Annotated in this window: 9 protein-coding genes; 7 read left to right on the plus strand and 2 right to left on the minus strand. The window is 54.4% G+C overall.

The genetic code is table 11. From position 1 onward, the window contains the following. Nucleotides 1–31 precede the first annotated feature (31 nt). The 5 genes from surA to apaH all read left to right on the plus strand — a co-directional run bounded on the left by surA (nt 32) and on the right by apaH (nt 4418). Nucleotides 32–1327 carry a peptidylprolyl isomerase SurA gene (gene surA, locus A1830_RS17105; RefSeq protein ID WP_067709077.1) on the plus strand — a complete coding sequence of 432 codons (1296 nt, stop codon included), beginning with the start codon at nt 32–34 and terminating at the stop codon, nt 1325–1327. After that, a complete protein-coding gene (gene pdxA / locus A1830_RS17110; protein ID WP_067709080.1) occupies nt 1317–2306 on the plus strand; it encodes a 4-hydroxythreonine-4-phosphate dehydrogenase PdxA in 990 nt (329 codons plus the stop codon). Before surA ends, pdxA begins: the two co-directional genes overlap by 11 nt. Then, nucleotides 2299–3123, plus strand: a complete 825-nt coding sequence (rsmA, locus tag A1830_RS17115) for a 16S rRNA (adenine(1518)-N(6)/adenine(1519)-N(6))-dimethyltransferase RsmA (RefSeq protein ID WP_067709082.1) — start codon at nt 2299–2301, stop codon at nt 3121–3123. Before pdxA ends, rsmA begins: the two co-directional genes overlap by 8 nt. A gap of 4 nt (nt 3124–3127) precedes the next feature. Further along, entirely contained in the window at nt 3128–3505 is a 378-nt protein-coding gene (gene apaG, locus A1830_RS17120; protein WP_067709084.1) for a Co2+/Mg2+ efflux protein ApaG, read from the plus strand. Between the two features lie 82 nt (nt 3506–3587). Beyond that, a complete protein-coding gene (apaH, locus tag A1830_RS17125; protein ID WP_067709179.1) occupies nt 3588–4418 on the plus strand; it encodes a bis(5'-nucleosyl)-tetraphosphatase (symmetrical) ApaH in 831 nt (276 codons plus the stop codon). A gap of 107 nt (nt 4419–4525) precedes the next feature. Here apaH and folA read toward each other — a convergent pair whose 3' ends face one another. Next, nucleotides 4526–5005 carry a type 3 dihydrofolate reductase gene (gene folA, locus A1830_RS17130; protein ID WP_067709086.1) on the minus strand — a complete coding sequence of 160 codons (480 nt, stop codon included), beginning with the start codon at nt 5003–5005 and terminating at the stop codon, nt 4526–4528. A 187-nt stretch (nt 5006–5192) separates the two neighbouring features. On the opposite strand from folA, the gene A1830_RS17135 reads away from it, so the two are divergent. After that, on the plus strand, nt 5193–5807 hold the full coding sequence (locus A1830_RS17135) for a LysE family translocator (RefSeq protein ID WP_067709088.1): 615 nt from the start codon (nt 5193–5195) through the stop codon (nt 5805–5807). On the opposite strand, the gene A1830_RS17140 is transcribed toward A1830_RS17135, so the two are convergent. Further along, on the minus strand, nt 5788–6522 hold the full coding sequence (locus A1830_RS17140) for an acid phosphatase (protein ID WP_067709090.1): 735 nt from the start codon (nt 6520–6522) through the stop codon (nt 5788–5790). The genes A1830_RS17135 and A1830_RS17140 overlap by 20 nt on opposite strands. A gap of 569 nt (nt 6523–7091) precedes the next feature. On the opposite strand from A1830_RS17140, the gene A1830_RS17145 reads away from it, so the two are divergent. Then, on the plus strand, nt 7092–14600 hold the full coding sequence (locus A1830_RS17145) for a Tc toxin subunit A-related protein (protein WP_082804203.1): 7509 nt from the start codon (nt 7092–7094) through the stop codon (nt 14598–14600). The last annotated feature ends 40 nt before the right edge of the window (nt 14601–14640 follow it).

Here is a 14640-nt window from a genome sequence, read left to right on the forward strand (position 1 = left end):
CCCGCAGTGCGGATAGAAGAATGGAAAAAGTATGAAGAACTGGAGAATGCTGATCCTCGGTGCAGCGCTGTCAGCCAGCACCGCGTTTGCAGCCCCGCAGGTTGTTGATAAAGTTGCCGCCGTTGTGAATAACGGCGTGGTACTGGAAAGTGACGTCGACGGTATGATGCAGTCGGTGAAAGGTCAGGCCCAGCAGGCGGGTCAGCAGCTGCCTGATGATAAAACCCTGCGCCATCAGATCGTTGAGCGTCTGGTTATGGACAACATCCTGCTACAGATGGGTAAACAGGCTGGGATCCAGATCTCAGACGCGCAGCTGGATCAGGCCATTGGCAATATTGCCGCGCAAAACAAAATGAGTCTCGATCAGCTGCGCAGCCGCCTGGCCTATGATGGCATGAACTATGCCACCTACCGCGAGCAGATCCGCAAAGAGATGACCATTGCGGAAGTACGCAATAATGAAGTGCGTCGTCGCGTGACCATTCTGCCGCAGGAAGTCGACTCGCTGGCGAAGCAGGTTGCTACCACCAACGATGCCGGGACCGAGCTGAACCTCAGCCACATCCTGCTGCCGCTGCCGGAAAATCCGACTCAGCAACAGGTTGACGATCAGGAAAAGCTGGCGAAGCAGCTGGTTAGCGAAAGCAAAAACGGCGGCGATTTTGGCAAGCTGGCCATCACCTATTCAGCCGACCCTCAGGCGCTGAAAGGCGGTAACATGGGCTGGGGCCGGATTCAGGAGCTCCCTTCCCTGTTTGCCCAGGCGCTGGCAACCGCGAAAAAAGGCGATATCATCGGCCCAATCCGCTCAGGCGTTGGCTTTCACATCCTGAAGGTTAACGACGTTCGCGGCGACAAGCAGAACGTTTCCGTGACCGAAGTGCATGCCCGCCATATCCTGCTTAAACCTTCGCCAATTATGACCGACGCGCAGGCTCGTGAGAAGCTGACCCAGGTTGCTGCCGATATTCACAGCGGCAAAACCACCTTTGCCGATGCGGCTAAGCAGCTTTCACAGGATCCAGGCTCAGCCAACCAGGGTGGCGATCTCGGCTGGAGCTCGCCGGAGATGTATGACCCGGCGTTCCGCGACGCGCTGCTGAAGCTGAAAAAAGGCCAAATGAGCGCCCCGGTGCACTCCTCCTTTGGCTGGCACCTGATCCAGCTGCTTGATACCCGCCAGGTTGATAAAACCGATGCGGCGCAGAAAGAGCGAGCCTACCGCCTGCTGTTCAACCGCAAGTTTGCAGAAGAAGCACAGACCTGGATGCAGGAACAGCGTGCTTCGGCCTACGTAAAAATTCTGGACGCTAATGCTCAGTAACAGCCGCGTAGTTATCACTCCCGGCGAACCCGCCGGGATTGGCCCTGACGTCACCCTTCAGCTGGCCCAGCGCGACTGGCCGGTTGAGCTGGTGGTCTGTGCCGACCCGCACCTGCTGCGCCAGCGTGCCGCCACGCTGGGGCTGCCGCTGACCCTGCGGGAATACCAGCCGGGCCAGCCCGTGCCTCAGCGGGCGGGTACGCTGACCGTACTGCCGGTACACACCGCGCAGCCGGTCAAGGCGGGAGAACTTTGCACCGATAACAGCCACTACGTCCTTGAGACCCTGGCCCGCGCCTGCGACGGCTGCCTGAGCGGTGAATTCGCCGCGCTGGTTACCGGTCCGGTGCACAAAGGCGCGATCAACGACGCCGGGATCCCGTTCAGCGGGCATACCGAGTTCTTTGCCGAACGCGCCCGCTGCGCACGCGTAGTGATGATGCTGGCGACTGAAGAGCTTCGCGTGGCGCTGGCCACAACGCATCTGCCGCTTAAGGACGTCTCTGCCGCTATCACGCGTCAAAGTCTGCATGAGGTGATCCACATCCTGCATGCTGATCTACAGAAAAAGTTTGGCCTTGCCTCACCGCATATCTTTGTTTGCGGGCTGAATCCCCACGCGGGCGAAGGCGGTCATATGGGACGGGAAGAGATCGACGTGATTATTCCTGCCCTGGATGCGCTGCGCCAGCAGGGTATTCAGCTGACCGGGCCACTGCCGGCGGATACGCTGTTCCAGCCGAAATACCTACAGCATGCCGATGCGGTTCTGGCGATGTATCACGACCAGGGCCTGCCGGTGCTAAAATTCCAGGGATTTGGGAGAGCGGTGAATATCACCCTCGGCCTGCCCTTTATCCGCACGTCCGTTGACCATGGTACCGCCCTTGAACTGGCAGGCCAGGGGAGCGCCGATGCGGGCAGCTTTATTACGGCGCTTAACCTCGCCATCACCATGATTAAGAGCAGTAATGAATAATCGCGTCCATCAGGGCCATTTCGCCCGCAAACGTTTCGGACAGAACTTCCTGAACGATCCTTATATTATCGACAGCATTGTCTCCGCTATCCACCCAATGCCAGGTGAGGCCGTCGTTGAGATAGGCCCGGGGCTGGGCGCATTAACCGAGCCGGTTGGCGAACGGCTGGATGCCATGACGGTGATCGAGCTTGACCGCGATCTGGCGGCCCGTCTGCAAACCCATCCGTTCCTTGGCCCGAAGCTGACTATTTTCCAGCAGGATGCGATGGCCTTTGACTTTGCCGACTATGCGCGTCAACAGGGCCAGTCCCTGCGCGTATTTGGTAACCTGCCCTACAACATCTCTACGCCGCTGATGTTCCATCTCTTCAGCTATACTGATGCGATTCGGGATATGCACTTTATGCTGCAAAAAGAGGTGGTCAACCGTTTGGTTGCCGGGCCTGGCAGCAAAGCCTATGGCCGTCTTACCGTGATGGCGCAGTACTATTGCCAGGTGATCCCGGTACTGGAAGTGCCGCCGGAATCCTTTACTCCGGCGCCTAAAGTGGACTCAGCCGTGGTACGGCTGGTGCCCTATGCGAAAATCCCCTACCCGGTGGAGGATATTCGCGCGTTAAGCAGAATCACCACCGAGGCATTTGGTAAGCGGCGTAAAACCCTGCGCAACAGCCTGGGTCATCTGTTTTCGTTAGAGGTGTTGCAGGAGATGAATATTGACCCCACGCTGCGGGCGGAAAACATCTCGGTAGCACAGTACTGCCAGCTGGCTAACTGGCTGACCGCGCATCCACAGGCGCCGCAGGAGAACTGATTTTATGACTGAACGGCCCCGCGTTAGCGTCCAGGTGCAGAGTGCGTATATTCCTTCGCAGTCCGTGCCTGATGATGAGCGCTACGTTTTCGCTTATACCATCACCATTCGTAATCTGGGCCATGCCGCCGTGCAGCTGCTCGGACGCTACTGGCTTATCACCAATGGCAACGGTCATGAAACCGAAGTACAGGGCGAAGGTGTGATCGGCGAACAGCCGGTTATCGCGGCCGGGGGCGAATTTCAGTATACCAGCGGTGCAGTCCTGGAGACGCCGATAGGCACCATGCAGGGACACTATGAGATGGTTGATGCAGAGGGCGATGCCTTTCGCGTTGAAATCCCGGTGTTCCGGCTGGCCATTCCCACGCAGATCCACTAATTTTCGCCCGGCACCGTGCGGCCTTAACGGGCAGCAATAATCGGTGCCGGTGACCTTCATCGTAAACGCCTGGGGCGATTTAATGAGCACTTATCTAATTGGTGACGTTCACGGTTGCTATGATGAACTTCAATCCCTGCTACAGCAGGTCAGCTTCGATCCTGCTCAGGATACGCTCTGGCTGACCGGCGACCTGGTGGCTCGCGGTCCCGGCTCACTCGACGTACTGCGGTTTGTCCGATCGCTGGGGGATGCCGCGCGTCTGGTATTGGGTAATCACGATCTGCATCTGCTTGCCGTCTATGCCGGGATCAGTCGCAATAAGCCTAAGGATCGGCTGGCCGCGTTACTGGAAGCAGAGGATGCCGACACGCTGATTAACTGGCTGCGACGCCAGCCGCTGCTACAGGTCGATGAAGAGAAAAAGCTGGTCATGGGACATGCGGGTATTACGCCGCAGTGGGATATCGACACGGCGAAGGCCTGCGCCAGAGAGGTGGAGGCCGTACTCTCCAGCGATACCTATCCACTGTTCCTGGATGCGATGTATGGCGATATGCCAAACAACTGGTCACCGGAGCTTACCGGCCTTGCCCGGCTGCGTTTCACCACCAATGCGCTGACGCGAATGCGTTTCTGCTTTCCCAACGGCCAGCTGGATATGATCTGTAAAGACACGCCGGAATCCGCTCCACCACCGTTAAAGCCCTGGTTCACCATCCCGGGACCGGTATCTAAAGCCTATACCATTGTGTTTGGTCACTGGGCTTCGCTGGAGGGTCAGGGCACCCCGGAAGGGATTATCGGTCTGGATACCGGCTGCTGCTGGGGCGGTGTGCTGACGATGCTACGCTGGGAGGATAAGGCAGTATTTGTGCAACCCTCTAACCGGAAGCGGGCAGCAGAGGCCTGAAACCGCAAGCGCATCCCGGTTGCCTGACGGTATTTATGCTCTTAAGCGCCCTGAATGCCGTAACGATATTTTCTGCCTGTGCGCCCCATGATGTGGGGCGCGCTTCGTTAACGACGATCGAGAATTTCCCAGCAATAGCTGTGGGAGTTATTTTCATCGGCGTCGTGGAATTCGCTAAACGTCGACTGCCACTGATCCGGCTCATAGTCCGGGAAAGTCGTATCCCCTTCCACTTCGGCATCAATATGGGTCAGGTAGAGTCGGTCTGCGCGGGCCAGTAGCTGCTCGTAAATCTTACCGCCGCCAATCACCATCACTTCTTCTGCATCGCCAGCGGCCTTAAGCGCTTCCTCAATAGAGGTTACCCAGGTTGCACCTTCTGCATCGCCGGGCTGGCGGCTGATAACTATGTTTAAACGGCCCGGCAGCGGACGCCCGATCGATTCCCAGGTCCGGCGCCCCATGATAACTGGCTTACCCAGCGTATTACGTTTAAACCACGCCAGATCGGCTGGAATATGCCACGGCATGGCGTTTTCCATTCCAATTACGCGGTCGGCCGCCATGGCCGCAATCAGGCTTATCATTATTGATACTCAACAGGCAGTAAATTTGGCGCCATCATACGGAAAGGTGAAACTTTCGTCGATACCCAACGGGCGGGTTTTACGTAAAGGTTTTTAAGGGTGATATTTACCCTGAAAGGCCACTGGCTGATTGCTCAAAAGGCCGGAGAACGTGCTAAAATCCGTGCCCCAACTCCAGGATACGACCATGTTAGAAACCAGCCTGATTATTTTCACTATTGCGGCCCTGGGAATGCTTTCCCCCGGTCCTGACTTCTTCCTTATTATTAAAAATGCCGCCCGCTATCCGCGTACGGCAGCGATGTTTACCGCGCTCGGGGTGAACTGCGCAGTCGCCACACATATGATTTACTGCGTGGCCGGGCTGGCCGTGGTGATCACTACCACCCCCTGGCTGTTTATGCTGCTGAAATACGTTGGTGCGGCATACCTGATCTTTATCGGCGTCCAGGCGCTACTGTCACGCGGCAGCAGCAAAATGGACCTCAGCAATGTGACCCCGGAGACCACCTCGCTGAGGAAAGCCTTTCTGCAGGGCTATCTGTGCAACCTGCTCAACCCGAAAGCGACGCTGTTCTTCCTGTCGATATTTACGCAGGTGCTTAACGTTCACTCCAGCTTTGGCGAAAAAATCTGGTACGCCAGCATTATCCTGATGCTCTCATCCCTGTGGTGGCCGCTACTGGTGGTGATTATCCAGAGCGCCCCGGTGCGCCGTGCACTGGCGAAAGCCCAGAAGCTTATCGACAAACTGCTGGGCGGCGTACTGATTGCGCTGGGTATTAAGGTCGCGCTTTCTTAAATTCGTCCTTCGCCTTCTGTAACTGCTGGCTAAAGGCCGGATCGGCATGCAGCCGCGCAACAATGGCGGCAGCAACGATTCGGGCAGCGGTCACATCGCTCTGCCAGTGGTATCCGCAGATCACCCGGCTCTGCCCCATCTCATAGCCCCTTTTTAGAATCTCCCCCTGTCGGGCCGGATTGACCTCGGCCAGTACCAATGCCGTTGCCCAGCCAATCGTGGTATGCCCGGAGGGATAAGAGCCATTTTTAGAGAGCGTGCTCTCCTCATCCGCACGGCAGGTCGGTTCGTTGTAAAAGGCGAAAGGCCGGATGCGCATATAGTGTTCTTTTGCGCTGCGCGTCGCCAGATCGCCCGCATCCTCACGCATTTTCATAACCAGCCGGAAAAGCTCAGGCGTTTTTTCTTTGGTAATGGGTTCGCCAAAAGCGGGCGACAGCGCCTCGGGGACGCCATCGCCCGAGACGTGCGCATCCTGCCATGCCTGTTTACCCCTCGGGGTATTTCTCAGCATTTTCCCCACATCGTACTGCGCCTTGTCGTTGAGAAAATCAATGCTGTCCATCGCCGGAGGAGGAGGCAGTAAGGCCAGGCTGTCAGGGGACTGTGCCTCTTTCAAAAAGTACACATCGGGTTGGGTGGTCACATCTTTTGCCGCAAAAGTAGCGGGTATAGTGCCGGCACAAATCAGCGTGGCTAACAGGACTCTCTTCATCTTATCTCCCTGAATTACTCAACAGTATTTCATTATCTGCCGCCCATCTGCGACAGGCTTATCTGGTTAGCCAGAATACAAAAGGTAAGGATTTGATTCTGGTAAACGCCTCACAGAAATCACACCGCGTTGGAAATATTACATTTATTTGGAGCATTAATGTTTTATTAGTTTATTAATGAAATCTTATATTGACGATTAGCCATCAAATAATAAGCCAATCAAAAAAAATCAGTATACTTCATAAAAAAAACAAATCTACCCAACTGAAATATAATGATTTATACCTAAACCGTACTGTGACCCCCTCCTTTTTATTAACATTCATCCACCTCTTCTTAACATTAAGCTATGCTAGAGAAAAAATGCGAATTAGCCTGAAACCTGAAAAAAAGCCACGACCATAATTATTTTTTTCAAAACTCACATCAGTAACAGGCCGCTTAGCCGTTACTGATGATCTTCAATATTTGGCAAAGGCACTGCCCGCTCCAAAATAATACACACAGGGCTTACTGCGCTGCGTTGGCTGTTAGCCATTATTTCCAGTTAATAAGAGGTAAAGCTGCATGTACAGTACTGATAATATACTGAAAAAACTAAACACTATTGACGACGCGTCTGAAGACGACGAGTCTGAAATTGAATCCAAACGTATTCAGAGCGCGCCCTGGACCCTGGCTGATATGATGGGCCGCTCATTACCTGAAATACGTAATCTGTCCGGGAATACGCTGACATGGGGTGAGATGGAGTTCCTGCATCAGCAGGCCGATCAAGAGCTGAAAGAGAACAAGCTGGAGGAAGCGCGCATTCTGACCCGGGCGAACCCCCAGTTGGCAAATGCCATTCGTCTGGGTATCCGTCAGTCTGCGCAGCAGAGGAGCTATAACGATCTCTTTGGCAATCGCGCCAGCCAGTTCGTTAAACCGGGAGCGGTTGCCTCCATGTTCTCTCCGGCAGGCTACCTGACGGAACTGTACCGCGAAGCCAGAGGTCTGCATCCCGCTAATTCTGATTTCAATCTGGCTAAGCGCCGCGGCGATTTGGCCTCTCTCAGCCTGTCACAGGAAAACATGGACGACGAGATCTCCACCCTGTCCCTCTCTAATGCAATCATTCTGGATAAAATTGGATCCTGGTTAGATAAAGATGAGGACGGGGTATTTGAACGGCTTTCCACCTATCGCGCTGGCGGTGCTGGGCCTTTTCACCGGCCTTATGAAGCGGCCCGTCAGGCCATTATTCTGCAGGATGAGGATTTTTCAGCCTTTCGGCGCAATCCGGAGGTGGTAAAACGCATCGATCCCTCCTCGCTGCTGGGGATAAAATCCGATATCTCGCCGGAGTTATATAGCCTGCTTACCGAGGAGATTACCGAAAGTAACGCTGAAAAGCTGATAGAGAGGAATTTTGGTACAACGGATATCGAAAAATTTAAAAACCTGAGTCGGCTCGCAGCCTTTTATGATTTGAAACCTGATGAGCTGGATGAGTTTATCAGCGTGCTGAAGCAAAGGCCCTACACAAACCATATTACAACGGGTTTTAGTATCACAGATGGTGCTATTGAGACATATACGCTTCGCAGAGCACCTGCCAGCGGTTATGATGATAATATTAATTATCTTGATCTGAGAAGAACAGATAAAAACATTTTTTATGCGCATCTCAATACCAAAATCCACTTTATAAAATCGAGCCTGAGAATAGAATCCCCCAGAGGTGCTTATTTAACAGGTTATAATGAACTTACGTCTGGTATGGATTATAGATCGACTCCTTTCACTCTGATTGATAATGACCTAAAAGGCACGTTTAGGCTTAATGCCTACTCCTATCGTACATCTTCCAGTACGGTAAATTGTTATGCAGATTTCACCCTTTCAGAAAATACAGGTTTCGCTCCCCTGCTGCTGGAACTTAACAAACTGATCCGCCTGAGCAAGGCCACCGGGTTTACCCCGACTGAAATTTATTCAGTCAGTGAAAAGTCAGGTATCTATCAGGGCGTAACGCCACAGACGCTGGGCAAACTTTTCTGGGCGCAGGATACGATGCAACGCTATGCCATCACCCTTTCTGAGGCGCTGGTACTTTCCGGCGGCACCGTCAGTCAGGAAGATTCAGGCAACAGGCCCAGTGCCTTTACGACGCTGTTTAATACCCCTCCGCTAAACGGCCAGCTGTTTAGTGCCGACGGCAGCGAGGTCAATCTTTCCCCCGCCAATAGCAGCGATGCCTTTCGCACTGGCGTAATGAAACGTGCCTTCCAGGTTAACGATAGCGGTCTTTATCAGCTGTGGTCGCTGGCCAGCGGCAGCGCCGCGCCCCCCACCTTCACCTGCACAATTGAGAATGTATCCCTGCTCTACCGGATAGCGCTGCTGGCCGGGGTGAATGGCCTGAGCGTGAGCGGGCTGGCCACGCTGATAGCCGTTTCGCCCTGGTCAGGTCGTAAACCCGGTGAGCTCGCTGCCAGCGAGTTTAGTGAGCTGCTCAGCTTTGTCGACCGCTACGCCGGGTGGATGAATACGCAGGATTTAACCCCGGGTGAGCTGTTCCTGATGACCACCCCGCAGGTCAGCGACAGCATGACGCCGGAAATCGCCAGCCTGATTGAGAACCTGAATAATGGCCTCGCCAGTCAGGGTGATAATGACGACAGGTTGCTGAGCGACATCGCGCCGCTTATCGCCGCCGCGACCCAGCTTGAGTCCGGGGAACTCGCCCTGGCCATTCTTATGTGGCTGGAGCAGTTAAAACCGCAGGGGATGACGGTTAAAGCCTTCCTGACGCTGGCTGCCCGAGATAACCTTACCAATACTGAGACAAAAAAGCTGGTTATCTACTGTCAGGTGCTGGGGCAGCTGGTGCTGATTGTACAGAAGCTGGCACTGACTGCCGGCGAACTGTCGCTGGCGGTGGCACAGCCGCAGGCTTTCCAGAGTGACGCAACCCTGCTGCCGCAGACTATCGCCATCCTGTTCGGACTGGCACGTTTTCATCGCTTTCTGCAGCAGTGCGGTACCGCTGCGAGCGGGATACTGCAGGCGCTGGGCGAACAGACCCTTACCCCGGCCCAGCTGGCGCTGGCGCTGGATTTGGATGAACAGATGGTGGTTCAGGGGCTGGCCCAAAGCAGCGATACCACGACGTTCAGCAGCTGGTCAGCGGTAGATGCCACCTTACAGTGGGTGGACATGGCCACCACGCTCGGTATCACCCCTGCGGGCATCGCCGTGCTAATAACGCTGGATTATACGCATACCGATAATACCCCCTCCTACCGCGAGTGGGTAGCAATCAGCGCGTCATTACAGGCCGGGCTGGACAGCCGTCAGGCTGCACGTCTGCAGGCGTATCTTGATGAAAGGACCAGCGCCGCCGTCAGCACCTTTATTATAGAAAATATCACCCCTGCGTGGGTCAGCGATCGTGAGGCACTCTACAGCTGGCTGCTGATTGATAATAAGGTTTCCGCTGAGGTCAAAACCACCCGGCTGGCGGAGGCAATTGCCAGCATCCAGCTGTACATCAATCGGACGCTCAGCGGCCAGGAACAGGGTGAGAATAGCGCTGTAAAAGTACGTCCGTTCTTTACCGACTGGGACAGGTATAACAAACGCTACAGCAGCTGGGCCGGCGTTTCCCAACTGGTCTACTACCCGGAAAATTACCTTGACCCCACCCTGCGGATCGGTCAGACCGGAATGATGAATGAGATGCTGCAATCCCTCAGCCAGAGCCAGCTAACCAGCGACACGGTTGAGGACGCCTTTAAAACCTATATGACCCGCTTTGAGGAGATCGCCAACCTGGAAATCGTTAGCGGTTATCATGATGACGTGAGCGAAAAACAGGGCACCACTTATCTCTTAGGACGGTCGGCCAGCGGAGAGTACTACTGGCGGACGGCAGATATTGGCAAAATCTCCGCCGGTAAACTGCCCGCCAACGCCTGGAGTGAATGGCAAAAAATCACGGCACCCGTTGCTGCGGTGACCAATCTGGTTCGCCCGGTGATCTTCCAGTCAAGACTCTACCTGGTCTGGACAGAAAGCCGTCAGGTAGCGGAAAAAATTGGCGAGAGCAGCACCCGCGAAGCCACGGAATACCTGCTGAAATATGCGCATATTTTACACAATGGTTCATGGAGCGTTCCGCTCTCATTTACCCGGCAAAGCGGTACATTCCCTCCCGCCGGGAGCGATATTGCTGATATGGGCATGTACTGCGCAAGGAATATCAACACTGAACGGATCGAAGTTTTATTCTATAAGAAAAGTCAGGATTACCCTGCAAGTTACACAGGCGTATCCGGCGTACAGATACGCGCCGATGGGGGCATGGAAGAAATAAATTCCACACAGGCCACTACGCAGTTTAGTTATATTGCTAAGCAGGCGGATTCGCTAACCGAACTTAAACTCAACACCCCCTATGGGGGCGGCAGCACGACGTATTCAGCGTCATCCCCGATACGCGTTAAGGAGGTGTGGGGTGTCGAGGATTTAACAAATTTATATCTAAGCGCAGTTTCGAATATCAGTATTTCTGATGCCTCAGATGAGGCGAGCTTACGATGTACACCGGTGGCCAATATTCAGTGTTACGGTAAATGGGGAACAAGAGCGAACGAGATAATGGATCTGATTCGAAAGTGCGGAGTGATAAATGATAAATTCAACGTCTATCGGGAAAAGGATGTTTATGCCGACATAAGTGAAGTTGAATTTATAGCAAGAAAAGAAAGTCTTACTCATTTCTTCGTCAAAACACCCTACACAGATATAATGATGTATGGAAGAACAAAGCCCTATGCGACGTTTGATTTTATATTTAGCCGTTTTAAGGATGATATTTATTCCTTTATAAAAGACATTGACCCTCTAAATATAGAATATTACGTAGTAGGAAGGAAAACCTTAAACAGTTATTCAACTTATTTTGCGAATGAGCTTTATATAGACACCGCAATCAATCTAAGGCACGTAAAGCTTTCTGTCGCGTTGGGAAGCCATTCCACTCTGGACTTAGTAACTGCCTCTTCGTGCAGAAAATATACGCTTGCTGAATCAACCTTTGCTTTCGGTGATACAGAAATAGCGCTTCCGCCTGAGGCTTTTACCAATAATACACTTGCCCTGGATTTTACTTTTCAGGCCACTGCCCCTGATGGCCGCTTCCTGGGCAGTGAAACCCTCCGTACAATAGTAACCCGGGTCGTTAGCAGTAATCTTCCGCTGATCTCCCTTAAGCACAGCGCGGATAACGCCCAGTATCTGCAATATGGTCCTTATCGCATCAGGGTTAACACACTCTTTGCCCAGCAGCTGGTAGCACGCGCGAATCAGGGACTGAGGAGCGTATTATCCATGGACTCCCAGTTTCTTCCCGAACCCGCGATGGGACAGGGCGGCTATATTCAGGTGGTTCTGCCCCGCTATGATGCGGCGGTTCATGGGGGTTCGCGAGGGGCGAGGATTACCCTTTATCGTGGTCGGGATCAGGATTACTTCGATTTCTGGCAGGGTTCGCTAACCGATACTGAACAGACGGTGACGCTGTTTGTGCCCCTGAGCAGGGTGGAAAAGCCTTTCTATGACATTATCAACTTTCCTTATTCAACTACGTCGGGCCTGGAAGTTTACCTGACCTGTTATAAAGGCAGGCTGGAAGCAGGTACGCTTTTGGTTAATTACTCTGTCAAAGGTGGCATTAGCCTTAGCCAGTTTTCTCCAGCCTCAAAACCTGCATTTACCCTGGTTATTCTGCAAGATTATACCGAACCCATGGACTTTAACGGTGCCAACGCGCTCTACTTCTGGGAGATGTTTTACTACGTCCCCATGATGGTATTCCGCCGTCTGCTACAGGAACAGAAGTTTGATGAGGCGACGCGCTGGATAAAATATATCTGGAGTCCGGAAGGGTATCTGGTAAATGGCCAGCCGGCCTCGTGGCAGTGGAACGTGCGACCGCTGGAGGAGGACACCGCCTGGAATGCCAACCCACTGGATACGCTGGATCCGGACGCGGTGGCGCAGGCCGACCCGATGCATTACAAAGTCGCCACTTTTATGGCGATGCTGGATCTGCTCATCGCCCGGGGCGATACGGCTTACCGGCTGCTGGAGCGGGATACGCTTAACGAAGCAAAAATGTGGTATCTGCAGGCGTTAACCACCCTGGGTGAGGAAGCCTGGCTGCCGGAGGCGAACTGGTCCGCACCGCGGCTGGATGCTGCCGCCGATAAAACCCAGCTGCTTCGCACCCGCCAGGCTATGCAGGCCGTGCGACAGCAGACCGTCCGGGAAAACCCGAAGCAGGAACCCGCTCCGGATAAGGGAGAGCCTCGCACTGCAAACTCCCTGACCGCGTTGTTCCTGCCGCAGCAGAACGAGAAGCTCCAGGCCTACAGGCAGACGCTGACGCAGCGCCTCTATAACCTGCGTCATCTTCTCTCCATTGACGGTCAGCCACTCTCCCTGCCGATTTATACGCCGCCGGCCGATCCGGCCGCCCTGCTCAGCGCCGCCGTCAATGCCTCTCAGGGCGGCAGTCGTCTGCCCGTGGCTGAGATGCCGGTGTACCGCTTCCCAGTCATGCTGGAAAGCGCCCGTAGCATGGTCAGCCAGCTCAGTCAGTTTGGCAGCACCCTGCTCAGCATCAGTGAGCGTCAGGATGCAGAGGCTCTCTCAGGATTGCTTCAGACCCAGGGCGTGGAGCTGGTCCGGCAGAGCATTGCCCTGCAGGATGCCAGCATTGTTGAAATTGCCGCAGATCGCCAGGCGCTGCAGCAGAGCCTGAACGGTGCGCAGTCGCGCCTGACCAGCTACAGCCGCCTGTATGATGAGGGTATAAATACCGGTGAAGGCCAGGCCATGGACCTCTATCTCTCCGCGTCGGTACTCTCCAGCACGGCCTACGCCTCATATATGACCGGCGCCGCACTGGATGCCGTGCCCAATATTTACGGTATGGCGGTCGGCGGCGCACACTACGGCAGCATCGCTCGGGCCGTCGGTTATGGCATTGAGATCGCGGCGGGCAGCACCCGCACCGCTGCTGACCGGATAAGCCTCTCCGAATCCTATCGTCGCCGTCGTGAAGAGTGGGCCATCCAGCGTAATGCCGCCGAATCCGACGTTAATCAAATAAAGGCCCAGTTGGAAACCTACGCCATACGCCATGAAGCGGCGGTGCTGCAAAAAAATTACCTGCAAACTCAGCAGCTCCAGACGCAGGCACAAATCACCTTTCTGCAGAACAAATTCAGTAATAAGGCGCTTTACAACTGGCTGCGCGGCAAGCTGGCAGCGATTTACTACCAGTTTTATGACCTCGCCGTTTCCCGCTGCCTCATGGCGCAGGAGGCCTATAAATATGAACGTAATGAGCGCGCCGCTAACTTTATTAAGCCCGGCGCCTGGCAGGGTTCCTGGGGGGGGATGATGGCTGGAGAAACGCTGCAGCTTAATCTGGCCCGCATGGAGCACAGCTACCTGAAACACGATCAGCGGAGAAGGGAGGTCACGCGCACGGTCTGTCTCTCTGAGTTCTATGCAAGCCTCAAAGGAAGCGCTTTCGCGCTGGCGGAAAAAGTGACTGAACTGGTGACAGCCGCGAAAGGCAGCGCGGGGACGGATGAAAATGGCATTAAAGTCACCAGTCAACAGCTTCAGGCGACGATAAAGCTCTCCGACCTGGCCATAGAGAAGGATTATCCGGACTCGCTGGGCAGTCTGCGGCGGATCAATCAAATCAGCGTGACGCTTCCCGCACTGATTGGCCCCTACCAGGATGTCAGGGCCGTACTCAACTATAGCGGCAGCCTGGCCATGCCGCAGGGGTGTAAAACGCTGGCAGTCTCCCATGGGATGAATGACAGCGGTCAGTTCCAGCTGGACTTTAATGACGGCCGCTGGCTGCCGTTTGAGGGGATTCCGGTCAGTGATGCCGGGACGCTAACCCTGAGCTTCCCGGATGCAAACAGCAGGCAGAAAGCGCTGTTACTCAGTCTGAGCGACATTATTTTGCATATCCGCTACACCATCACCGGCAAACACCTTTAACTGTTTCAGGCTCCCTGCGGGAGCCTGTCAGGGAGACTTA

Source organism: Erwinia sp. ErVv1 (assembly GCF_900068895.1).
In the GTDB taxonomy this organism is placed as follows: Bacteria; Pseudomonadota; Gammaproteobacteria; order Enterobacterales; family Enterobacteriaceae; genus Erwinia.